This is a genomic window from Microbulbifer variabilis (genome assembly GCF_056232115.1).
Genome location: NZ_CP174325.1, coordinates 2,042,991 through 2,065,446 on the forward strand (window position 1 = coordinate 2,042,991; position 22,456 = coordinate 2,065,446).

The following is a 22,456-nucleotide window of genomic DNA, read 5'->3' on the forward strand; positions in this document are numbered from 1 at the left end:
AGTCTCTATGACCCCAAGCGAATACGCCCAACTTGTGTCTGCGGGCTACAACCGCATACCGCTGGTGCGCCGAGTACTGGCTGATATTGAAACACCTTTGTCCACTTACCTGAAACTTGCAGCTGGGCGTTACAGTTACCTGCTTGAGTCGGTGCAGGGGGGAGAGAAGTGGGGACGATATTCTATTATCGGTTTGCCAGCACGTACCGTCCTACGAGTGAGTGGTAACGAAGTAACTATTGAGCGGGATGGCGAAGTAGTAGAAAGCCACGCCCCGGAAGATCCCCTGACGTTTGTAGAAGAATTCCAACAGTACTATCGGGTGCCGGAGCTACCTGACCTACCGCGTTTCAATGGCGGTCTTGTTGGTTACTTTGGTTATGATTGCGTGCGCTATATAGAGCCCCGTCTGGCGCACAGTATGCCAGTAGATACTCTGGGTAACCCGGATATTCTATTGATGGTCAGTGATGAGCTGGTAGTTTTCGATAACCTCGCCGGTGCAGTTATTTTTATTGTGCATGCAGATCCAATACAAAAAGACGCATATGAGTATGCCCAGAAACGTCTCGACCAACTTGTTACTCGCCTGGCGCAGCCTTTACCAAATACGGTACCCCTGGACCTGGATGGTAAAGGCATAGAGGAAAGTGCGTTTCACTCTCACTTTGGAGAAGAAAATTTCAAGCAGGCCGTAAGACGGGTCAAGGAATATGTACTGGCTGGGGATGTTATGCAGGTGGTGCCGTCGCAGCGCCTGTCTGCCCCGTTCGATGCGCCGCCACTGAACTTTTATCGCGCCTTGCGCAGCCTGAACCCCTCTCCTTATATGTATTTTCTGGACCTTGGCGACCATCAGGTGGTGGGCTCGAGCCCCGAAATCCTGGTGCACTTGGAAGAGGGGGAGATGACAGTACGGCCACTGGCTGGAACCCGCCGCCGGGGGGCCTCAGAAGAGGAGGACCGGGCTTTGGAGCGGGAATTGCTGGCTGATCCTAAGGAGCGGGCGGAGCACCTGATGCTTATTGACCTTGGCCGTAATGATGTGGGCAGGGTGGCGGCAACCGGCAGTGTGCAGGTGACCGAGCAGATGGTTGTAGAGCGCTACTCCCATGTAATGCATATCACTTCTAATGTAACAGGCCAACTGAGGGATGGTCTCTCAGGTATGGATGCGCTACGCGCGGCCCTACCGGCCGGCACTTTGTCCGGGGCGCCGAAGATTCGGGCTATGGAGATCATTGATGAATTGGAGCCTGAAAAGCGGGGTATCTACGGTGGTGCGGTAGGCTATTTGGCATGGAATGGCAATATGGATACCGCTATTGCTATCCGCACAGCGGTAATCAAGGATGGTCAGTTATTTATCCAGGCCGGCGCCGGTTTGGTTGCTGATTCCGATCCCCAGTCAGAATGGGATGAAACCATGAATAAAGCCCGCGCGCTTTTCCGAGCGGCGGGCATGGCTTTGGCCAGTAGTAGTAAAGATGTAAAGACCGAGAACAATGAGCGAAGTTAGTATTCCCCAAAAACCTAACCTGGCGTTACGTTGCCAGAAAATTGTCGAAGCCCCGCTGTTTAATCAGGTGATCATCGGCATGATCCTGCTAAACGGTATCGCAGTGGGATTAGAAACCTCAAATTGGGTAGTGGAACGCTTTGGTGCACTATTGGGGGGTATTAACCAGCTGGTACTTGGCGCTTTTATTCTGGAGGCGCTGATAAAAATTGCTGCCCATGGCTCGCGTCCCTGGCGTTACTTCTCCAGTGGCTGGAACTGCTTTGACTTCACTATTATTGCTCTCAGCTTAATACCTGCGGCCGGGCCGCTAGCTACCCTGGCGCGTCTGGTGCGGGTATTGAGAGTATTGCGCTTGGTCTCGGCCTTCCCTGAATTGCGCACTCTGGTGGATACCTTGTTGCGCAGTCTGCCAAGTATGTTGCACATAGCATTGCTGATGGGGATTATTTTTTATATTTATGGAGTGGCGGGTTATTTCCTGTTTCACGATGTGGATCCGACCCATTGGCGTAGCCTGCCGATTGCGCTGCTGAGTCTATTCCGCATTGTGACTTTTGAGGATTGGACCGACATTATGTATACGGCCATGGATGCGATGCCTTGGGCCTGGGTCTACTTTATCAGCTTCGTGGTAATGGGTGCTTTCGTAATGATCAACCTGTTTATCGGAGTGGTACTTAATAACCTGGAAGAGGCCAAACTGCGGCGTATGGATGAGCTGTGCCTGCCACCAAGCCAAACTGAAATCTTGCGCGAATTGCGCGCTACCCAGGCATCGCTAGCGCGTCTGCAAAAGCGTATGGAAGCGACTACTAATGTTTCTGAGGCTAAGGGAGCCGGACAATGATTTTAATGATCGACAACTACGACTCCTTTACCTGGAATGTGGTGCAGTACCTGGAGGAGTTGGGTGCAGAAGTCGTGGTTAAGCGTAACGATGAAGTCACTCTGGAGGAAATCGAGCAGATGGCCCCTGAGAAAATTGTTATTTCACCGGGGCCCTGCACACCCAACGAAGCGGGAATATCCCTTGAGGCGATCAGGCACTTTTCTGGACGCACTCCTATCCTGGGAATTTGTCTGGGCCACCAGAGTATTGGTCAGGTTTTTGGTGGCAGGGTAGTGCGTGCGGGTCAGGTTATGCATGGAAAAACCTCGCCTATAGTGCACAACAATCTGGGGGTGTTTCACGGTCTGTCCAATCCCTTCGAGGCGACGCGCTATCACTCCCTGGTTGTGGAAAAAAGCAGTCTTCCTGAATGCCTTGAGGTTACAGCCTGGACCGAGACAGAAGCCGGAGAGATTGATGAGATTATGGGGCTTCGCCACCGCGAGTTGGCGATAGAGGGTGTGCAATTTCACCCTGAGTCAATTCTCACCATGCATGGCCACGATATGTTAAGGAATTTTATTGAGTCCTGATATCTAAGGGCAAATGTCGCGGGGCCTTGGTCCCGATTGAATAAATTAGCGAGCAGGGCAAAGGGGACACCATGAATATCCAACAAGCCATAGCGAAACTGGTGGATGGAGAGCACCTCACCCGTGCGGAAATGCGCGAAACTGTGGGCCAGATAATGCGAGGCGAGACTCAGGAGGCACAAATAGGTGCGTTACTGATAGCCCTGCGCATTCGCGGTGAAACTGTTGATGAGATTGTCGGCGCAGTGGAAACCATGCGTGAGTTGGCAACAAAAGTAAACCTGAACCTGGACAATACGGTGGATATTGTCGGTACCGGCGGTGATGGTGCAAATCTCTTTAATGTATCCAGTGCCAGTAGTTTTGTGGCAGCAGCAGCGGGGGCCAAAGTAGCCAAACACGGCAATCGCTCGGTGTCCTCCAGCAGCGGTTCGGCAGATCTGCTGGAGCGGGCTGGAGTTTATTTGGAATTAAGCCCTGAGCAAATGGCGCGTTGCGTTGAGACTATTGGGATTGGTTTTATGTTTGCCCCTAGTTTCCACAGCGCTGTACGTCATGTCGGGCCTGCACGCAAAGCACTGGGTTTGCGTACTATTTTTAATTTGCTCGGCCCTTTGACTAACCCTGCAGGAGTCACCCGCAAGGTGATAGGTGTTTATGAAAAACGCTATTGCCGTTTGCTGGCAGAAGTTTTGCAGCGGCTGGGCTCCGAGCATGTACTGGTATTACATAGTGAAGATGGTCTGGATGAGGCCAGTATTGCTGCAGATACCCATGCGGTGGAACTTAAAGATGGCACCATTAATGAGTTTACCCTTACCCCTGAGGATTTCTCTATTGAGCGCCGCGATCTGAGTGGCCTGATCGTATCGGGTTCGCAGGAGTCTTTGGCGCTAATTCGCGATGCCTTGGGTAAGCGCGAAACCGAAGCAGGGCAGAAAGCTGCCGATATTATTGCCCTCAACGCCGGTCTCGCCATTTATGTGAGTGGTGTAGCCGGTAGTGCAGAACAGGGAATTGCCATGGCGCAGGATGCCATCGACAGTGGCCTGGCTGCGGAAAAAATGAATGATCTGGCCGCTTTTACCAGCGCCTTTCGCCCCGAGGAAGTAAAGTCGTGAGTACGCCAACAATTTTAAAAACCATAATTGAGCGCAAATGGCAGGAAGTGGCTGAGCGCAAATCTCAGTGCGGTCTGGAGACAATGCGGCTGAGAGCACAGGACCAGCCGCCGGTGCGGGGGTTTGTTGATGCTTTAGAGCGCAAAATTAATGGGGGCGAAGCTGCAGTGATTGCCGAGATCAAAAAGGCATCGCCCAGTAAAGGCGTTATCCGCGAGGATTTCCTACCGGCGGAAATAGCGACCAGCTATGAAAAAGGCGGGGCTGCCTGTTTGTCGGTGCTTACCGATATCGATTTTTTCCAGGGGGCAGACAGCTATTTACAACAGGCGCGTAATGCAGTGCGCCTGCCGGTGTTGCGTAAAGATTTTACTGTGGACCCTTTTCAAGTCTACGAGGCCCGGGCAATCGGTGCCGACTGTATACTATTAATTGCCGCTTGCCTGGATGACCAGCAGATGCAGGACTTGAACAGTTTGGCCCTGGAATTGGGCTTGGATGTATTGGTGGAAGTGCACAATCGTTTGGAGCTGGAACGTGCGCTGGTGCTGCCAAATCGCTTGATTGGTATTAATAATCGCAACCTGCATACGTTTGAAGTTCAGCTGGAAAACACGTTTAAATTGCTCGATCTGATTCCAGAGAATCGGATTGTGGTCACTGAAAGTGGAATTCACACCACTGACGATGTTGCGGCCATGCGCGGCCACAATGTCAATACATTCCTGGTTGGGGAGGCATTTATGCGTGAGCAGGAACCCGGGCGCAAATTGATGGAAATGTTTAACTGAAGTGTAATAACGAATTGTGATTACACTCACATAAAAAAGGGCGATCTTTGGATCGCCCTTTTTTATTAAGATGAGTAAGATTAACGTGTGCCGTAAACCACCATGGTTTTTCCTTTTACGGATACTAAACCTTGCTCTTCCAGGGTTTTTAGTACACGCCCTACCATTTCGCGGGAACAGCCTACAATCCGGCCGATTTCCTGGCGAGTAATTTTAATTTGCATCCCCTCTGGGTGAGTCATCGCATCTGGTTCATTGCACAGATCCAATAGGGTGCGTGCGACACGTCCAGTGACGTCTAGGAAGGCCAAATCGCCCACTTTGCGTGTGGTGTTGCGCAAGCGGCCGGCCATTTGAGTTGCCAGTGCGAAAAGGAATTCTGGGTGTTGGCGGGTGAGCTCCTGAAACTTGGTATAGGAGATTTCTGCTACCTCACATTCAGTCTTGGTGCGGACCCAAGCACTGCGGGTATCCTGATCGAACAGGCCCATTTCTCCGAAAAAGTCTCCATCATTCAGATAGGCGACGATCATTTCACGGCCTTCATCGTCCTCAATCAGAACAGTAACAGAACCGCGCATAATGAAATAAAGGGATTCACAGCGGTCGCCTGCATAGATAATCGTACTTTTGGCCGGGTAGCGACGCCGGTGGCAGTGGGCCAGAAAGTCTTCAATATTGCCGATAGTCATGGGGTCTTCGATAGCAACCGTCACGGATTTATTCCTCATTTTTTGTCTCGTGCCCTATCCCGGCTTTAGCAGCTGAGCACTATTGAATTATCGCGCGAAAAAAGAGTCCCCAACAGAGGCAGGCCACAGCAAAGTTCCGCATTGTGACCTGTGACACCCTGGCGCCGGTGGGATTGGACTCCAGAGCCGATCGGACGTTCACCGACGAGCTTTGAAATTGCACTGAAATACATTCCGCGCGGAGGCGTGGCTAACACTATACCGGAAATAGTAAGTCGTCGGGATAAACTTGTACGGTATGCTAAGCTTCGCGACTTGAATTTTTGTGGGAGTATGGCGATGCAGGGCAAGGTAACCTGGGTTAACGATTTAACCTTTGTCGGCGAGGCTGGCAGCGGTAATTCGATAGTCATGGAAGGTGGACGCACAAACAACGGCGTTCGCCCTATGGAAATGATTCTGCTCGGTGTTGGTGGTTGCGCCGCTTACGATGTGGTTTCTATATTACAAAAAGCCCGCCAGAACATTATTTCCTGTCATTGTGAGCTCAATGGAGTGCGCCCGGATACGACACCGTCGCCATTTGAGCGGATCGAAATGGAATTTGTGGTGCGTGGCCGCGGTTTAAAAGAATCCCATGTAGCGCGGGCGGTGGAGCTGTCCGCGGAAAAATATTGCTCAGCTTCTATTATGCTGCGAAGCGCGGGTGTGGAAATAGTACATAGCTATCGAGTTGAAGAGGAATAAGAGGTGTTTTTAATCGGTCTGGGCATGGCAGGCTGGTGACTGCTGCCACCCAATATCCAGCCGGTGAATTCACTGGGTTTTTACTAGTACCCAGTGAATGCCCATTAGATTTTGTAACTGGCAGAAGTCATTACTTTGGCTACCAGTGACATTGCGCCCTTAACCGGAGCCGGGAATCGTTTGCCCCCCGCTGCCAGGGCTGCATGGGCGTGCTCATCCTCATCAATCAGCATTTGTTCCACAACCGCACGACTTTTTTTGTCCTGGGGTGGGAGTTGCTGCAAATGATTTCGCAAGTGTTTGCAAACCCGTTCTTCTGTTGCGGCGACAAACCCGAGGCTAATGCGGTCGCTAATTTTGCCAGCGGCGGCACCCAAGCCAAAAGACAGTCCGTACCAGAGGGGGTTAAGTAAACTGGGACGACTGTCCAGCTCCCTCAGCCGCTGCTCACACCAGGCCAAGTGATCAATTTCCTCATCGGCAGCGCGTTCCATCTCACCTCGTACCTCAGGTAGCTTGGCCGTGAGGGCCTGCCCTTGGTACAGGGCTTGGGCACATACTTCACCGCTGTGGTTGACACGCATCAGGCCGACAGAGTGACGGCGCTCGGTATCGCTGAACTCGCCCTCGGGCTCTTCTTTGGCTGGGGAGGGGCGTGTATGACAGGGTTCTCCCGGGCTCAAGGTGCGTAGTGCTCTATCAGCCTGAATGAGCAGGCGGTCGAGCCCGCTCAGGTTGCGTTCACTCATATTCTACTGCTCCGCTATGACGGCAACTGCTGAGACAGTCGCCGTGAGTGGCTTTTACTGCTTGTTACTAGCAGTGGCTTCTTCTCTTTCGACAGCGCGGTAGCCGATATCTTTCCGGAAAAATACGCCGTCCCAGTAGATAGCCCGAGTGGCTTCATAAGCGTTGGTCTGAGCATCGGCAACGCTCTCCCCCAGTGCTGTAGCGCAGAGAACACGCCCGCCACTGGTAACGATACGGTCGCCTTGCTGCGCAGTATGAGCGTGAAACACCTTGGTATTGTCGCTGTCTGCTCTGTCCAGTCCGCTGATTGCATCCCCTTTGCGATAACTGCCAGGGTAACCGTTGGCGGCTAGCACTATACCCAGGGCTGGGCGAGGGTCCCACTCGGCGGTCATAGAATCCAGCTTTTTATCCAGTGCTGCCAGACACAGATCTATAAGGTCGGACTTGAGGCGCATCATGATAGGTTGTGTTTCAGGGTCACCAAAACGACAGTTGTATTCAATAACTTTGGGGGCACCTTCGGGGTCAATCATTAGGCCAGCATAGAGGAAGCCGGTGTACGGGGTGCCCTCTGCAGCTAACCCTTTCACTGTAGGCTCGATCACTTCCTGCATAATGCGCTGATAGACACTATCGGTGACCACTGGAGCGGGGGAGTAGGCACCCATACCGCCGGTATTGGGGCCTGTATCGCCATCGCCAACGCGCTTATGATCCTGGCTGGTAGCCATGGGCAGGATATTTTCTCCGTCCACCATTACGATAAAGCTGGCTTCCTCCCCCTGCAGGAACTCTTCAATAACTACCCGGCTGCCCGCATTGCCAAAAGCGTTACCTGACAACATATCACGTACAGCTAATTCTGCTTGCTCTTCAGTTTCCGCGACGATTACCCCCTTGCCGGCGGCAAGGCCGTCCGCCTTGACTACGATAGGAGCGCCGTGCTCGCGGATATATTCAATTGCGGGCTCTATCTCTGTGAAATTGCGGTAGGCGGCAGTAGGGATCTTATGGCGCTCCAGGAAGTCTTTAGTGAAGGCCTTAGAGCCTTCCAACTGGGCGGCGTCTTTGCTTGGGCCAAAGATGGCCAGGCCGCGACCATTGAAGAAGTCGACGATACCATCAACCAACGGGCCTTCGGGGCCGACGATGGTGAGTTCTACACCATTTTCTTCGACAAAGTCTGCCAAGGCGGGGAAATTATCGACACCAATAGCCACATTTTGCAGTTTTTGTTCATGATAAGTACCGGCGTTGCCGGGTGCCACAAACACGGTGTTCACTGCTGGGTTTTGTGCAGCCTTCCAGGCCAGGGCATGTTCGCGGCCACCAGAGCCAATGATTAATACATTCATTCTTCTAATTCCCCTAAGTCGACCGTTTGGGTCAATTGGATAGCTATCAAGTGCGCTAGTTTAGCGCGGAATTAATGCGGAACGCTCTCAGTTCGCAACGCTATCACAAGTGTATTGATCAGATTCAAATGAGGACGGGGCACTGCTAGGTGCCTCAGCCCCTTGGATGTCGCGAGTCATGGAGAGAACTTCGCGGTGAAGATACCAGTCTTAATGGCGGAAGTGGCGCATGCCGGTAAATACCATGGCCATATTGTGCTCGTCCGCTGCGGCGATCACTTCTTCATCGCGCATGGAACCGCCGGGCTGGATGACCGCCTGGATTCCCACAGCGGCAGCATTATCGATGCCGTCGCGGAAGGGGAAGAAGGCATCGGAAGCCATAACGGACCCTGCAACGGCGAGACCGGCGTGCTCGGCCTTGATCGCGGCGATGCGTGCGGAGTTTACGCGGCTCATCTGGCCCGCGCCCACACCCACGGTGCGACCGTCCTTGCCGTATACGATGGCATTGGATTTTACGAACTTGGCCACTTTCCAGGTAAACAGCAGATCGCGGATTTCTTCTTCAGTGGGCTGGCGCTTGGAGACTACTTTCAGGTCGGCAGCGGTGATCAGGCCGTCGTCGCGGTCCTGAACCAGCAGGCCGCCATTAACGCGCTTGTAGTCCAGTGCCGGGGTGCGCTCGCTGCTCCACTGGCCGCATACCAGCAGGCGCAGGTTCTTCTTCTCGGCAATGGCCTGTTTGGCCTCTTCGGAGACTGACGGTGCGATAATGACTTCAACAAACTGTCGCTCGACGATCGCGCGGGCAGTGGCGCCATCGAGTTCCCGGTTGAAGGCGATGATACCGCCAAAGGCGGATTCGCTGTCGGTAGCGAAAGCCAGGTCGTAGGCCTTGTGAATATCTTCAGCAATCGCCACACCGCAGGGATTGGCGTGTTTGACGATCACGCAAGCGGGGTGTTCGAAGGACTTCACGCACTCCAGCGCGGCATCGGTATCGGCGATATTGTTGTAGGACAGCTCTTTGCCCTGCAGCTGGGTGGCAGTGGAAATACTGGCCTCAGCTGGGTTGGCTTCGGTATAGAAAGCGGATTTCTGGTGCGGGTTCTCACCGTAGCGCAGGTCCAGCTTCTTGATGAATTGGCTGTTGTAGGTACGCGGGAACAACTGCTTTTCTTCGCCTTTAATGGCGCCCAGGTAATTGGCAATAGCGCCGTCATAGCCCGCCGTGTGCTCAAAGGCTTTTACCGCCAGGTCAAAGCGGCTGGCGTGGCTCAAGGTGCCATCGTTAGCTTTCATTTCTTCGATGATGTGGCCGTAATCGCTGGCATTGACCACGATAGTGACATCTTTGTGGTTCTTGGCGGCAGCGCGAACCATGGTGGGGCCGCCGATATCGATATTCTCGATAGCGTCTTCGAGGGAACAGTCGGGCTTGGCAACGGTTTGAGCGAAGGGGTAGAGGTTAACCACCACCATATCGATCGGGGTGATACCGTGCTCGCCCATGATGGCATCATCGGTACCACGGCGCCCCAGAATGCCGCCGTGTACTTTCGGGTGCAGAGTTTTGACACGGCCGTCCATCATTTCAGGGAAACCGGTGTAGTCGGAAACTTCTACCACGGGAATACCCGCTTCCTTGAGCTGGCGGTGGGTTCCGCCGGTGGAAAGAATCTCAACCCCCATTGCGGAGAGCTGTTGAGCGAACTCTACAATGCCACTCTTGTCAGAGACACTAATTAGAGCGCGGCGGATGGAAACCTTGTCTGTCATTGCACTTGATCCAACTGGTTTTCGAAAAGGATGTTTAAAGGGTTTTAGCGGTTGTCCACTGTGGCAACAAAAACGCTGCCGGGAAAATAGCGAAGGGGGATGAGTTACCTCATCCCCCTTCAATATTTCGCTCGGTGGGAAGCTTACAGCAGGCCGTAGCGCTTCAGCTTCTTGCGCAGGGTGCCACGGTTGAGACCCAGTAATTGCGCGGCGCGGGTCTGGTTGTGGCGGGTGTATTTCATCACCACTTCGAGCATGGGCGCTTCGATCTCCGACAGCACCATGTCGTAGACATCGGTTACCATCTGGCCATCCAGGTGGCGGAAGTAGTTCTCCATTGCGTGCTCGACGGCATCGCGCAGGGACTGCTGCTGTGGCTGTGCCAGTTGAGTCTGCCCCCTGGAGGATACTTCTTCATTGCCAGTATCCGGAATCAATACTTCGTTATTCATGCCGCTTGTGCCCCTCTCGTTATTCGGCGTTCAAACCACTCGTGAACGCTGGCATGTTGTACTTCTGCACTCTCTATTTGGAAAAAGGTCTTGCGGAAGGACTCGCTATCCGCGAGCGTCTTCAAGTACCAGCCCACATGTTTGCGGGCGATACGGACCCCCATCACCTCACCGTAGAATCGGTGTAGTTCGCCCAAATGGGCGAGCAAAATATTCCTGACTTCATCCAATGTCGGTCCGGGTAGCCGCTCGCCAGTGGCGAGATAGTGGGCTATTTCCCGAAAAATCCATGGTCGTCCCTGTGCTGCACGGCCAATCATGACCGCTGATGCGCCAGTGTAATCGAGCACTTCTTGGGCTCTCTCGGCACTGGTGATGTCGCCATTGGCAAAAACCGGGATCTTCACCCTGGATACAATTTCGGCAATGGTATCGAATTCAGCCCGTCCGTGGTAGCCACAGGCACGAGTACGACCGTGTACCGCTAGAGCGGCAATCCCGGAATCCTCGGCCATCTTGGCTACAGTGACGCCATTGCGGGAATCCGGACACCAGCCGGTGCGGATCTTAAGGGTCACTGGGACGGAAACAGACTGGACTACAGCTTCAAGAATATCTGCAACCAGCTTTTCATCCCGCAGTAGGGCGGAGCCCGCTGCTTTTTTACACACCTTTTTTGCCGGGCAGCCCATATTGATATCGATAATCTGTGCGCCGCGACGCACGTTCTCCCGGGCGGCTTCCGCCATCATTTCGGGGTCACCACCGGCGATCTGTACCGATATCGGTGCCGTTTCTCCACCGTGGTCCAGGCGCAAGCGAGACTTGCGACTGTTCCATAAGCGTGTGTCCGAGGTCACCATTTCCGATACCACCAAACCAGCGCCGAGTTTTCGGCACAGCTGGCGGAAAGGGCGGTCGGTGACACCGGCCATGGGCGCCAGAATTACCGGGTTGTCGATAATATAGGGGCCAATGGCAGTAGACACGGTAGCTCCATTTGGGCTGTAAGAAGGACATCTCGGGCCCCGGCAAAAGAGCCGCCTATGATAGCGGCTGGCCCGATAATGGCAAAGCGAAAAAGCGGGCAATTTGATCGAACTCTATCCGTTTAGCCTGCAGAGTGTGCAATTTATGTGGCTTTTTGTGCCAGTTAACCTCTTTTGTTGGCGCACAATTATTTTTTACGGAGTGATTTTCATCTCATAATTTACTGCTTCAGCGCCTGGATCTACCACCTCAATAGCAATGTGTACAGGGCTGTCCTGAGGCATCAACCTGCGACCGGCCAGCTCCCCCTGCAAATATTCCAGGGGAGAAAATCGGCGGCTTGCGACATTACGATTTTTGAGGTCACTGAAATTCAATAGCAAGTTAGGGAAAGGCTGACCGTAATCAGCGGTATTGACCAGTACTGCATCCACTATCAGTGCGCCTTCCAACTGAGGATGGCTGCGCACCATCAGGTTGGTGGCTTGGATGGCGTTAAGGTCTCGGAGCTGGGGCAGCTTGCAACCGAGCAGTGGACATGCGGAAGCATAGATATTGCGCCAGGGTTGTTTTTTGCTGAGGGTGTCAAACTTGAAGTAGGCAATCTGGGCCAGCAATGTGGTGGTCAGCAGCGGTAGTAGCACCCACCAGACCCAAGATGGCATAACTTTCTTTTGTGGTGTCACTCCCCAGGACATCTCCAGGGGGGCGGGCTGGATAGCGGATATCAATTGTTCCCGCTCGGGCTCTATTTCTGTGTCCGCATCGAGCTCCTCACCGGAAGCAAAAAAAGGTTCACGACGTCCATCTGGGGCACTGTTTTGGGTAACCGGGTTTTCTTGTACGGAGTCATCAGGAATTGTTGTTGGTCCAGGATCGAATGTATCCGCCCTCTCTGCTTGAGATTCGAGGGGGTGGTCCCACGGGTCGCGGTCCCTGAAATGATCGTTGTACGAAGATATATTGGAATTATTGTCGTTATTACTTACCGAGCGGTGATCGAAATCGGAGACATCATCCCAATCCGGCTTGAGGAAGGACTCTAGATCCTCTTCGGGCTCCTCATGAGCAGCCTCGTCCTGCAGTTCCTGCCACTCATTGTCGCCGAAGGCGTCACCGATCAGTGAATCGGAGTTAGGCTTCCTATCAGCGTTTTGGGCATTATCTGCTTCTATCGCTTGGGGACTCTTGTCTGCCTTTCCTGCTGGAGTGGTCTCTAGCTCCTTGGGCGGGGACGGCTCATCGTCATCCAGTTCGATATCGTCGTGGATTAAGAAGTCGTCATCTTCCAGCAGAGCTTCTAGGTCGTTGCGGGTATTGGTGTTCTCGTCATTAAAGACGATGTTTTCGTCAGCGCGAAAAACCTGCAGGCAGGAGCCGCAACGCACTGCGCCGCGGGCGGCGCGCAATTGCTGGTCATTGATGTGGAAAGAGGTGCTGCAGTGGGGACAGCGGGTTACCAGTTGAGACATTCGACTATGGCGTAGTTTATTTTGCAGTCAAGTTTATCAGTCTGCCCGGCCCCCGCGTAGTGGTGGTTAGCCTATTTAACAGATACGGGTTCCACTCAAGCGCACCCAGCCTTCATGCACTCCGTCTTCATCAAATTCGACGTTTTGTGTATAGGCGGCTTTTACTTGCTCTGCTTGGGATATAAGAATGCCGGAAAGACAGATGCGCCCGCCGACTCTGGTTAATTTAATCAGCTCGGCGGCGAGCTCTACAAGAGGACCTGCGAGGATATTTGCCAGCATTACATCCACGTTTTCCTGTGGCATTTGCTCGGGTAAGTACACGGGAAAACGCTGCGGATCGATACCGTTGCGTTTGGCGTTATCGCGGCTTGCGATCAGGGCCTGGGGGTCAATATCTGTGCCCATTGCCTGCTCAGCACCCAGCAGCAAGGTGCCGATGCCAAGGATACCGGAACCGCAGCCAAAGTCGATAATGCTTTTGCCCTGTAAAGGCTCCTGAGCCAACCATTTTAGGCAGAGGTAAGTGGTGGGGTGGGTGCCAGTGCCGAAGGCGAGGCCGGGGTCGAGTAGCAGATTAACCGACTCGGGGTGGGGTGGCTCACACCAACTGGGGCAAATCCATAAGTTGTCGCCGCACTGAATCGGCTTGTAGTGCGTCATCCACTCCCGCTCCCAGTCCTTATCTTCCAGTTGTTCCCAGCGAACGTTGGGAAGCAGCTCGCATAGATAAGAGGCTGCCTTGGCTTCGGTGACGGTAGTGTCGATTTCGGCGTCGAACAGACCGGTAACACGGGTCTGGTCCCATAAGGGTACTTCGCCCAGGCCGGGTTCAAGAATAGGCTGGTCTGCGTTGTCCTGCAGGGTGACGGAGACGGCACCGGCAAATAGCAGTGCGTTTTCAATTTTTTCCGCTTGTGCGCGATTGGTATCGACACGGAGTTGTAGCCAGGGCATAGAGGTTCCGTAATGAGTAACTGCTGTGGTGGGTGGTAAGTCCACCCGATCCCTGCGACGGATCGCCGTCCATGGCGCTTGGGTTCGTCGTCTGACGCAATTCTCTCCGACTTTATCCCTGCTGGCGAGGGTTAGAGTCCCAGCTTTTTCTCCAGATAATGAATATTGACCCCGCCTTTGGCAAAGGCCTCATCCCGAACCAATTCTTCCTGCAGTGGGATATTGGTTTTAATGCCATCAATGACCAACTCGGAGAGAGCTACTCGCATGCGCGCGAGAGCGGTATCCCGATCCTCCGCGTAGGTGATTACCTTGGCGATCATCGAGTCGTAATTGGGCGGCACCGAATAACCAGAGTAAAGGTGAGAATCCACACGTACGCCGAGGCCGCCGGGCATATGGAAATTATTCACTTTACCGGGGCTAGGGAAGAAGGTTTGTGGGTCCTCTGCGTTGATTCGGCATTCGAAGGCATGGCCGCGAATTACTATATCTTCCTGCTTCAGGGAGAGTTTCTCTCCGGCGCAGACGCGAATCTGTTCTTTGATCAAGTCGATGCCAGTAACCATTTCGGTGACTGGATGCTCCACCTGGATACGGGTGTTCATTTCAATAAAGTAGAAACGTTCGTTCTCGTAGAGAAACTCGAAGGTGCCAGCACCGCGATAGCCGATATCGATACAAGCCTGCACACAGGAATCCAGCACCTGTTTGCGTACGGCATCGGGGATGCCAGGGGCTGGAGCTTCCTCCAAAACCTTTTGATGGCGGCGCTGCAGTGAGCAATCCCGGTCACCCAGATGTATGGCATTCCCCTGGCCGTCGGACATTACCTGAATTTCCACATGACGCGGATTTTGCAGGAATTTCTCCATATATACAGTGCCGTCGCCAAAAGCAGCCTGGGCTTCGGATTTGGTGACAGCAATGGCATTGACCAGATTATCCGGGCTCTCTACTACACGCATGCCGCGACCACCGCCGCCCGCAGCAGCCTTAATGATGACGGGGTAACCGATATTCTGTGCGATCTCGAGGCAGCGCTCGCTGTTGTCTGGTAGCGGACCATCAGAGCCAGGCACCGTGGGGACCCCCGCTTTTTTCATTGCGGCAATTGCGGATACTTTATCGCCCATCAGGCGAATAACATCTGGATCCGGGCCGATAAAGGTAAAACCGCTCTTCTGCACCTGCTCGGCGAAGTCGGCGTTTTCGGCCAGGAAGCCGTAACCTGGGTGCACGGCCACAGCATCGGTAATTTCCATGGCGGAAATTAGGGCTGGTATATTCAGGTAGCTCTGCGGGGATGGGTTGGGGCCTATACAGACAGATTCATCTGCTAGGCGCACATGCTTCAAGTTGCGGTCCACCAGGGAGTGCACCGCCACAGTGGCGATGCCCATCTCTTTACAGGCGCGCAAAACCCGCAGGGCAATTTCGCCGCGATTGGCGATCAGGATCTTGTCGAACATTGTGCCTACCCCGCTCAGACGATGGTCACGAGCGGCTGGTCAAACTCTACCGGTTGGCCATCTTCCAGCAGTATGGATTCGATAGTGCCGGCTTTGTCAGCTTCGATCTGGTTCATCATCTTCATCGCCTCAACGATGCAAACTACATCGCCGATTTTCACTTGCTGGCCGACTTTCACGAAAGGTTCGGCACCGGGGCTGGGTGCCGCATAATAGGTGCCTACCATGGGGGATTTCACCGCATGACCGCTAACAGCGGGCTTGGATTCCTTTTCAGCTGGCGCAGTAGCTGCGCTTGGGGCGGGGGCTGCCGGTGCAGGAGCCGGTACAGCAGGGGCGCTGTACATCGGCATGACCTGCTGGTTCGCACCGCTCACTCCTCGACTTATGCGCACAGATTCTTCGCCTTCCTTGATCTCCAGCTCGCCGATATCCGATTCCTCGAGCAGTTCAATTAATTTTTTAATTTTGCGGATATCCATAGTTCATTCACTCGCAGGTTTGATTCATTGGTTTCGAGGCGCCATTCCCAGTTGGTGTATGGCTGCCTGTATTGCCAGCGTGTAGCTGTGTGGGCCGAAGCCGCACACTACACCGCGGGCTATGTCGGATAAGTAAGAGTGGTGCCTGAATTTTTCCCTTGCGTGGGGATTGGACAGGTGTAATTCGATAAACGGTATGGCAACGGCGGCTAGGGCATCTCGCAGAGCGACACTGGTGTGGGTAAACGCCGCAGGGTTGATCACTATGAAATCAACGCCAGTGGAAGACGCCAAATGAATGCGGTCGATCAGGGCGGATTCGCTATTGCTTTGCATGGTCTCCAGCTCGTGCCCGGCATCCTCGCACTGGCGCTCAGCTGCTTCATCAATTTCCGCGAGGGTGCTGGCACCATAGATGTGCGGCTCACGAATGCCGAGCAGGTTGAGGTTGGGGCCGTGCAAGAGTAGGAGTCTAGCCATAATCTGCCTCGAGAATTGTTGCCGAAAAACCACGAAATGTGGTCTAAAGTTGGCTATCTTGCGGGCAAACTCGAATTTTGGCCTATTTGCCCGAGTGCATTAGGCGAGTGTGCCGCAAAAGTGACTCCCTGTCCATGCCTGTTGAGCAGTTTATCGAAGTTAGCGGCAGTTCGGCGATATTGGGCTAAAAATTAGCGCAAAATATCCAGGTTGTGGCCTTTTTACCCCAGCGAATGGCTACAAAGGCGGAAGTTTCCTCTATGGGATAGATGATGTGCTTAGCCCGCCCTCTGCAGCGGCCTCGAGCTCCATGAGCAACTCCTCACGGGAGAGGATCTGAGGCAGGATTTTGGCGTCACCCCCGCCGGCAGGATAGAGCAAGTACAGGGGTACACTGGTACGTCCGTATTTTGTCAAAAGGGCACTGATATGCGGATCCTGGTTGGTCCAGTCCCCCTTCAGCGCCACGACCCCGAGCTCCTCAATAGCTTTGCTAACTGCATCGCTTGATAGCACCACCTTTTCGTTGGCGAGGCAGGTAATACACCAGGCCGCGGTCATATTGGCTAATACAGCGCGACCCTCTCCTCGTGCGGTTTCCAGCCTTTCTGCCGAATAGGGTTGCCAGTAGTCACTGGTTTGCTGTTGGGCCAGGGGTGTTGTGCTGAGACGCGGTAACAGCATTACTGCGAAAGCGAGCGCGGCAATTGCTACTGTACCGCGTAACCAATGCCACTGGGGGCGCGGCCAGAGCCAGAGGGCAAATGCGATGGCAACCGTACCTGTGAGAATCAGGGTTACTCCATCTCCACCAGTCTGACGGCCCAGCACCCACAAGAGCCATACCGCAGTCAGGTACATGGGAAATGCCAGCAGCTGCTTGAGTCTATCCATCCAGGGGCCCGGTTGAGGTAGTTTTTTGACTAGACCGGGAATATAGGTCAGCAAAAGGAAGGGGAACGCCATACCAGCGCCCAGGGAGGCAAAAACACTCAGGGCAACGATGGCCGGTTGGGTTACTGCAAATCCCAGCGCAGAGCCCATCAATGGTGCCGTACAGGGACTTGCCACCAGAGTGGCCAGGGCTCCAGAAGTAACGGAGCCGCGTAGACCCTGGCTGTTATTCAGGTTGCTGCCGATACCCATCAGGCCGGCGCCAAACTCAGTGACTCCAGACAAGCTCAACCCCATGATAAAGAAGAGGTAGGCCAGTCCTGCCACCAGCCATGGGGACTGAAGCTGGAACCCCCAGCCGATCGCCTCACCACCGGCGCGCAGCGCCAGCATCACTGCGGCGATAGCAACGAAGCTCAGGACTACTCCCGCGGTGTATGCCCAGCCATGATGGTGACGCTGGCTGTCATTCTGAGCCGCCTGGCTCACGGCCAGTAGCTTGATCGAAAGCACCGGAAAAACACAGGGCATTAGGTTCAGCAGCAATCCGCCGGCGAAAGCGAACAGCAAGGCCAGAGGTAGGGTGATCGAGCTGCTGCCAGCATTGGCTCCCTGGGGTGGGGCGCCGGCCGTCGGATCGGCGACATTGGAGAAGCCGCCTTTCGCCGCCTCAATACTGCCGTCCGAGGTGTTTACGGTGTAGTGGCGGGTCTGGGGGGGGTAACACAGCCCTGCATCAGCGCAGCCCTGGTAGTGCAACTCCAGTTGCGCAGTACCAGCCGTGCTTTTAAGGGCAATAGGGAACTCCAGCTGACCGCGGTAGACTTCTGTCTCTTTCTCGAAATAATCGTCCCAGATCACTTCTCCATTTGGCAGATCCAGGGGCAGCTGGGTCTTTTGTCCACCAGCGATTTGATAGAGGGCAAGTTTGTCACGGTAAAGGTAGTATTCGGGGGCTATTTCAAAGATGGCACTGAGCTGACTGCCGTTGAGAAGCAGGTCTTGCCTGTAGGCTTCATCTACTGGCAGGAAGGTGTTGTCCTGCGAATTGCTTAGACTCGCAAAAGGGTTGTCTGGGCTCTGAGCCAGGGCTTTGGCACCAGACACAAACAGCAGGATCGCCAGCAGGGCGAGGAAATTATTTCTGAAACTTTTGGTCATCACAGCCATAGATGAAAAAATTCATTATAGTCGGGCGCATAGTTCTGACTGCTGCACCGGACAGGGGTTCAGTTGCGCCAGCAGTATAGCGATGCCAGTGGTACAAAAAAACAACAGCGGGGGATTGCTTTGCCGTCATTTGAACGCCTTCACAGCCTTAGTGGCTGCCTGTTCATGATCCTGGTGCTGGGGGCCTGCAGTTCCAATCAGCCAGTTCCCGCTCCACCCACCCCAGCGCCCAAAAAAGCCGGACCCTCAGCGGAGGCAGTAAGGCGGGGCAATGTGAATTTCTTCCTAAAGCGTGCTGAACAAGCCCTGCGCAAGGGGCATCTGACCCAGCCGGCTGGCGCCAGCGCCTATGACTATTACTTGAGGGTACAGCAGCTAGATCCCGGAAATCGCGGGGCGCAAACCGGCATACAGACCATTGTCGTCACCTATGTGGAGCAGGCCCGGGAGGCCCTGCGCCGGCGGGCGTTTGGCGAGGTGCAAACCCTCCTCAAGCGCGCGGAGATGCTTGCGCCAGGCAATGCTCTGGTAGCTGAGGTTCGCGAGAACTTGCTGCGGGAAAGGGGGCGGGCGCGATTAGACCTGCCAGAGGGAGAGAGTATCGGACTTCCGGCTGCAGAGCTGAATGCCAGGTCTAAACATCTCTCCAGTCAGTTGGATAAGATTGCGCAAAGAATCCGCAAAGAGCAGTTACGCGTCATTATTGTTGCCAGGGACGATGCTGAAGGGCGTTGGATTTACCAGCAGTTGCGCGAAGCTGTGCCTGGTTACCGTGTGCGGGGCGACATAAAGGTCGGTAGCCCGGCGCGACTAGTTCTTGTTAAACCCAGTGGAGGGGTCCAGTGAAAAAACCAGTTTTGTCCGTATGGATAATTGCTGTCGGTGTTCTGTTGTTTGTTAGCAGGGCTTACGCAATAGCCCTGCCTTTACAGGTAGAGGGCTATGCGCGTGAGACGCCCCCAGGTGCCCCAATGAGCGCAGCCTATTTGTCACTTCACAATACAGGAGAGCATTTGCTGTTACTCAAAGCTGTGGAGTTGCGGGGAAAGCAGGATATTGGTGTTGACCTACATACCACTGAGAGCAGTGATGGCATCAGCCGAATGCGTCCGCTAGAGCAATTGGCGATTGCCGCCGGCCAGAAGCTACAGATGGCTCCGGGGGGAGTGCACCTGATGATCCATGGATTACAACTGCGAGAAGGGGAATTACTGCCCCTGCGCCTGGTCTTTACCAACGGTTCCAGTCTTGAGATTGAAGTACCGGTTGTCGGGCCGAATAAAGCAGACAAAGAGCATCATCATCACCATGGCTGAGCCGAACTAGTTTTTTTGTTGAAGTAAGGGGAGGAAATAATGAAAAAATTATTATTGTTTATAGGGGCCCTGTTTTTAGCTGGTTGTGCCCATAGCCCGTTGCAAATCCAGTTGGAGCCACACGTGCAAGTTGCTTCCGAGTCCTTGGGATCCGGCCATAGCCTGAGTGTGCGCGGAATCAATGAATTGCCCAACGGTGGCCTGGGTTCTTTGGGGGGGGTTTATGCTGAGACCTCTCAAGTAAGTATCGGCAATGATGCGGGAGAAGCGATTGCCTCGGGTTTACGCCAGGGTTTTGCTAATTGGTCTTTTCGTATCACAGATACCGCCCCCGAAGTACAAGTGGTGGCAAAACTGGTAAAACTCACTTACAACAGTCCCAACACTGTCTACACAACCACTATCGATACCTCAGCTGAAATCCACCTGGAAGTGACTGCTGGAGCCGCCTCATATTTTGCGACTTACAGTACGTCGGGTAAGGATCGCAACCTGGTCAAGCCCAGTCGTGAAGAGGTACAAACCCGGGTTAACGGATTGTTGAGTGCCACCCTGCAAAAAATATTTGATGATGAGAAGCTTAAAAACTTCTTGCTAACTCATCTTTGAATGTGCAATTTAGGCGCCATGTAAGAATGGTGCGGCTGGGAGGCTGAATAATTGAATAAAATCGGCGATCTTGGACGACGATGTCGATATATTCCTTTAGTTTGTGGAAGGAACAACTCTGCAACAACAGAGTTGCCTGCCAAACTGCCTCGCCCGCTCTGGAAATATGGCTGTGACTCTGTTTGATCCAGGCTCTGCCAGGTATCTGGGGCCACTTGCCCAATTGGAAGAGCGCTTCAATCCCAGCGAGCAGGTGAGTCTGCAAGCGGCGGAAGCTGCTCTGGGCGAGATTGCCGATGGAGTGATAGTTACTGACCCCAGCGGGACAGTACTCTATGCCAATCCACTAGTCAGTGAAATGAGTGGGGATCTGGTTGGGTTGCTGCCAGGCCAGTCGTTGAATGACGGATTGATACTCTGGGATGAAAAAGGCGTGCCGCTTCCGCCATTGCTACCGGATTCTCCCGCTGACGAAGTGCCGAGTACCCAGGAAATCAGCGCTTGTATCCACCGACCTGGAGATAGTCGCCCGCCCTTAGAGGTTACAGTACAAGTAATGGCGCTCTGGGATGCCGGTGAATTGAAGCACTATGTACTTGTGTTACGTGATACCTCCGCTGCCCGACGTATTTCTACCCGCCTAAGCTGGCAAACCAGTCACGATACACTCACTCGCCTGCCAAACCGCCAGTATTTTGAGAGCGAGCTGCAAAAACTCCTGTCTCAATGCGTCGATAAACGCCAACACCACGTACTTCTTTACCTGGATGTATACCAGTTCAAGGTGATCAACGACACTCTCGGCTTTGTCGCCGGTGACCAACTGCTGGTTCAGTTGGTTACCCTGTTGCAGCGGGGTTTGTCCAGTTCCGATCTGTTTGCTCGGGTGGGTAGCGATGAATTTGCCATCCTGTTGAGAGATTGCACCCTGGAAGAGGGAGGGCGGGTAGTTGCGCGCCTGCGAGAATCCGTGCAGGAGTTTAGATTCCACTGGTTGGGCAATGACAACCGGGTGGCTATTTCCATTGGTGTGGTGGGAGTGGACCGCTTTACTCCCAATGCCAGTCAGCTACTTGCCACTGCCAATGATGCGTGCTGTTCAGCGCGGGAGCAGGGGCGTAACCGGGTTAAATTATTTGGTGACTCCCGCAAGTCGCTGGAGAAACGCCGTGAAACCACTTGGGTGGCAGAGATCCATGCGGCCCTGCGTGAAGATCGCCTGATTCTCTATAGGCAGCCGGTAGTCGCACTCCAGGGAGAGCGCAAGGTACACCATTTTGAGATTCTGGTGCGCATGCGTGGCCGGGATGGAGGGGTGATTTCTCCAGGCCTGTTTCTGCCGGCAGCCGAGCGCTACGGCTTGATCGAGGAGGTCGATCGCTGGGTAATCCGCAAGGTGTTCCACTATATGGCCCAGGAGCAACATATCGGGATTGCCGGCACCAGCTATGCAATTAATATCTCCGGTATCAGCCTGGGTGACGAGACTTTTGCCGATTTTGCACTGCAGGAGTTAGCCGATGCGGGAGTCACACCTTCAAGAGTGCAGTTTGAGATTACCGAAACCAGCGCAATTAATAATTTGGAGCGTGCGTTAATCTTTATTCACAAGCTGCGCGCAGCCGGTTGCAGTTTTGCCCTGGATGATTTTGGTCGCGGTGTTTCCTCCCTGGCCTACCTGCGCCAGCTGCCGGTGGACTACCTCAAAATTGATGGAAGCTTTGTGCGCAATATGCTTGAGGATGAAATTGATAGTGCCATGGTGAGCACTATCGATCATCTGGCCAAGCGTATGGGTATCAGTACTATCGCCGAATATGTGGAGAGCCCGGAACTGATGGAGCGGCTTTGTCAGATGGGGGTGGACTACGCCCAGGGCTTTGGTATTGCCGCTGCCACCGGGCTGCCCGAAATAGGGGATTTCCAAGGCCTTTGAAATAGAGAGGCGGCCATAAGGCCGCTTACCGATTACCATCC

At 53.9% G+C, this 22,456-nt stretch carries 22 protein-coding genes; 10 read left to right on the forward strand and 12 right to left on the reverse strand.

Features of this window, described 5'->3' with window-relative positions; translation table 11 throughout:
* Positions 1–7: 7 nt before the first annotated feature.
* The 5 genes from trpE (at position 8) to trpC (ending at position 4,856) form a co-directional block, all read left to right on the forward strand.
* Positions 8–1,519 (forward strand): anthranilate synthase component I, encoded by a 1,512-nt coding sequence (gene trpE / locus ACJJI7_RS08865; RefSeq protein WP_020411505.1) that lies wholly within the window; start codon positions 8–10, stop codon positions 1,517–1,519.
* Positions 1,506–2,369, forward strand: coding sequence for an ion transporter (locus ACJJI7_RS08870; protein ID WP_282951773.1), 864 nt, complete (start codon positions 1,506–1,508; stop codon positions 2,367–2,369). The genes trpE and ACJJI7_RS08870 overlap by 14 nt, the downstream gene beginning before the upstream one ends.
* Positions 2,366–2,944 (forward strand): anthranilate synthase component II, encoded by a 579-nt coding sequence (locus tag ACJJI7_RS08875; RefSeq protein WP_282951772.1) that lies wholly within the window; start codon positions 2,366–2,368, stop codon positions 2,942–2,944. The genes ACJJI7_RS08870 and ACJJI7_RS08875 overlap by 4 nt, the downstream gene beginning before the upstream one ends.
* 71 nt (positions 2,945–3,015) lie before the next feature.
* On the forward strand, positions 3,016–4,065 hold the full coding sequence (trpD, locus tag ACJJI7_RS08880; RefSeq protein ID WP_020411502.1) for an anthranilate phosphoribosyltransferase: 1,050 nt from the start codon (positions 3,016–3,018) through the stop codon (positions 4,063–4,065).
* Complete coding sequence (gene trpC / locus ACJJI7_RS08885) at positions 4,062–4,856, forward strand: indole-3-glycerol phosphate synthase TrpC (RefSeq protein ID WP_282951770.1); 795 nt, start codon at positions 4,062–4,064, stop codon at positions 4,854–4,856. The genes trpD and trpC overlap by 4 nt, the downstream gene beginning before the upstream one ends.
* Positions 4,857–4,936: 80 nt before the next feature.
* Here the strand turns inward: trpC and crp are convergent, their stop codons facing one another.
* Positions 4,937–5,587, reverse strand: coding sequence for a cAMP-activated global transcriptional regulator CRP (gene crp, locus ACJJI7_RS08890; protein ID WP_051089460.1), 651 nt, complete (start codon positions 5,585–5,587; stop codon positions 4,937–4,939).
* Positions 5,588–5,887: 300 nt separating this feature from the next.
* Between crp and ACJJI7_RS08895 the strand changes: the two genes are divergently transcribed.
* Positions 5,888–6,295 (forward strand): OsmC family protein, encoded by a 408-nt coding sequence (locus tag ACJJI7_RS08895; RefSeq protein WP_020411499.1) that lies wholly within the window; start codon positions 5,888–5,890, stop codon positions 6,293–6,295.
* A gap of 104 nt (positions 6,296–6,399) precedes the next feature.
* On the opposite strand, the gene coq7 is transcribed toward ACJJI7_RS08895, so the two are convergent.
* The 11 genes from coq7 to ACJJI7_RS08950 form a co-directional block, all read right to left on the reverse strand.
* A complete protein-coding gene (coq7, locus tag ACJJI7_RS08900; RefSeq protein ID WP_444902294.1) occupies positions 6,400–7,044 on the reverse strand; it encodes a 2-polyprenyl-3-methyl-6-methoxy-1,4-benzoquinone monooxygenase in 645 nt (214 codons plus the stop codon).
* A 54-nt stretch (positions 7,045–7,098) separates the two neighbouring features.
* Positions 7,099–8,403: a phosphoribosylamine--glycine ligase gene (gene purD / locus ACJJI7_RS08905; RefSeq protein WP_444902293.1), complete on the reverse strand. Its 1,305-nt coding sequence runs from the start codon at positions 8,401–8,403 to the stop codon at positions 7,099–7,101.
* 210 nt (positions 8,404–8,613) lie between these two features.
* Positions 8,614–10,185 (reverse strand): bifunctional phosphoribosylaminoimidazolecarboxamide formyltransferase/IMP cyclohydrolase, encoded by a 1,572-nt coding sequence (purH, locus tag ACJJI7_RS08910; protein WP_020411496.1) that lies wholly within the window; start codon positions 10,183–10,185, stop codon positions 8,614–8,616.
* Between the two features lie 143 nt (positions 10,186–10,328).
* Positions 10,329–10,637, reverse strand: a complete 309-nt coding sequence (fis, locus tag ACJJI7_RS08915; RefSeq protein ID WP_020411495.1) for a DNA-binding transcriptional regulator Fis — start codon at positions 10,635–10,637, stop codon at positions 10,329–10,331.
* Positions 10,634–11,626, reverse strand: a complete 993-nt coding sequence (gene dusB, locus ACJJI7_RS08920) for a tRNA dihydrouridine synthase DusB (RefSeq protein ID WP_444902292.1) — start codon at positions 11,624–11,626, stop codon at positions 10,634–10,636. Before dusB ends, fis begins: the two co-directional genes overlap by 4 nt.
* A gap of 195 nt (positions 11,627–11,821) precedes the next feature.
* Complete coding sequence (locus tag ACJJI7_RS08925; RefSeq protein ID WP_444902291.1) at positions 11,822–13,099, reverse strand: DUF3426 domain-containing protein; 1,278 nt, start codon at positions 13,097–13,099, stop codon at positions 11,822–11,824.
* Positions 13,100–13,174: 75 nt separating this feature from the next.
* Positions 13,175–14,056, reverse strand: coding sequence for a 50S ribosomal protein L11 methyltransferase (gene prmA, locus ACJJI7_RS08930; protein WP_444902290.1), 882 nt, complete (start codon positions 14,054–14,056; stop codon positions 13,175–13,177).
* 131 nt (positions 14,057–14,187) lie between these two features.
* Positions 14,188–15,528, reverse strand: a complete 1,341-nt coding sequence (gene accC / locus ACJJI7_RS08935) for an acetyl-CoA carboxylase biotin carboxylase subunit (protein WP_020411491.1) — start codon at positions 15,526–15,528, stop codon at positions 14,188–14,190.
* Between the two features lie 14 nt (positions 15,529–15,542).
* A complete protein-coding gene (gene accB, locus ACJJI7_RS08940; protein WP_020411490.1) occupies positions 15,543–16,010 on the reverse strand; it encodes an acetyl-CoA carboxylase biotin carboxyl carrier protein in 468 nt (155 codons plus the stop codon).
* A gap of 24 nt (positions 16,011–16,034) precedes the next feature.
* Positions 16,035–16,490 carry a type II 3-dehydroquinate dehydratase gene (gene aroQ, locus ACJJI7_RS08945; RefSeq protein ID WP_020411489.1) on the reverse strand — a complete coding sequence of 152 codons (456 nt, stop codon included), beginning with the start codon at positions 16,488–16,490 and terminating at the stop codon, positions 16,035–16,037.
* A gap of 258 nt (positions 16,491–16,748) precedes the next feature.
* Positions 16,749–18,545 (reverse strand): protein-disulfide reductase DsbD family protein, encoded by a 1,797-nt coding sequence (locus tag ACJJI7_RS08950; RefSeq protein WP_353377058.1) that lies wholly within the window; start codon positions 18,543–18,545, stop codon positions 16,749–16,751.
* A gap of 72 nt (positions 18,546–18,617) precedes the next feature.
* Between ACJJI7_RS08950 and ACJJI7_RS08955 the strand changes: the two genes are divergently transcribed.
* The 4 genes from ACJJI7_RS08955 to ACJJI7_RS08970 all read left to right on the forward strand — a co-directional run bounded on the left by ACJJI7_RS08955 (position 18,618) and on the right by ACJJI7_RS08970 (position 22,415).
* Positions 18,618–19,400 carry an N-acetylglucosaminyltransferase gene (locus ACJJI7_RS08955; RefSeq protein ID WP_444902289.1) on the forward strand — a complete coding sequence of 261 codons (783 nt, stop codon included), beginning with the start codon at positions 18,618–18,620 and terminating at the stop codon, positions 19,398–19,400.
* Positions 19,397–19,870 carry a copper chaperone PCu(A)C gene (locus ACJJI7_RS08960; protein WP_020411486.1) on the forward strand — a complete coding sequence of 158 codons (474 nt, stop codon included), beginning with the start codon at positions 19,397–19,399 and terminating at the stop codon, positions 19,868–19,870. Before ACJJI7_RS08955 ends, ACJJI7_RS08960 begins: the two co-directional genes overlap by 4 nt.
* A gap of 39 nt (positions 19,871–19,909) precedes the next feature.
* A complete protein-coding gene (locus ACJJI7_RS08965; protein ID WP_444902288.1) occupies positions 19,910–20,479 on the forward strand; it encodes a YajG family lipoprotein in 570 nt (189 codons plus the stop codon).
* Between the two features lie 166 nt (positions 20,480–20,645).
* Positions 20,646–22,415, forward strand: coding sequence for an EAL domain-containing protein (locus ACJJI7_RS08970; RefSeq protein WP_020411484.1), 1,770 nt, complete (start codon positions 20,646–20,648; stop codon positions 22,413–22,415).
* Positions 22,416–22,456: the final 41 nt, after the last annotated feature.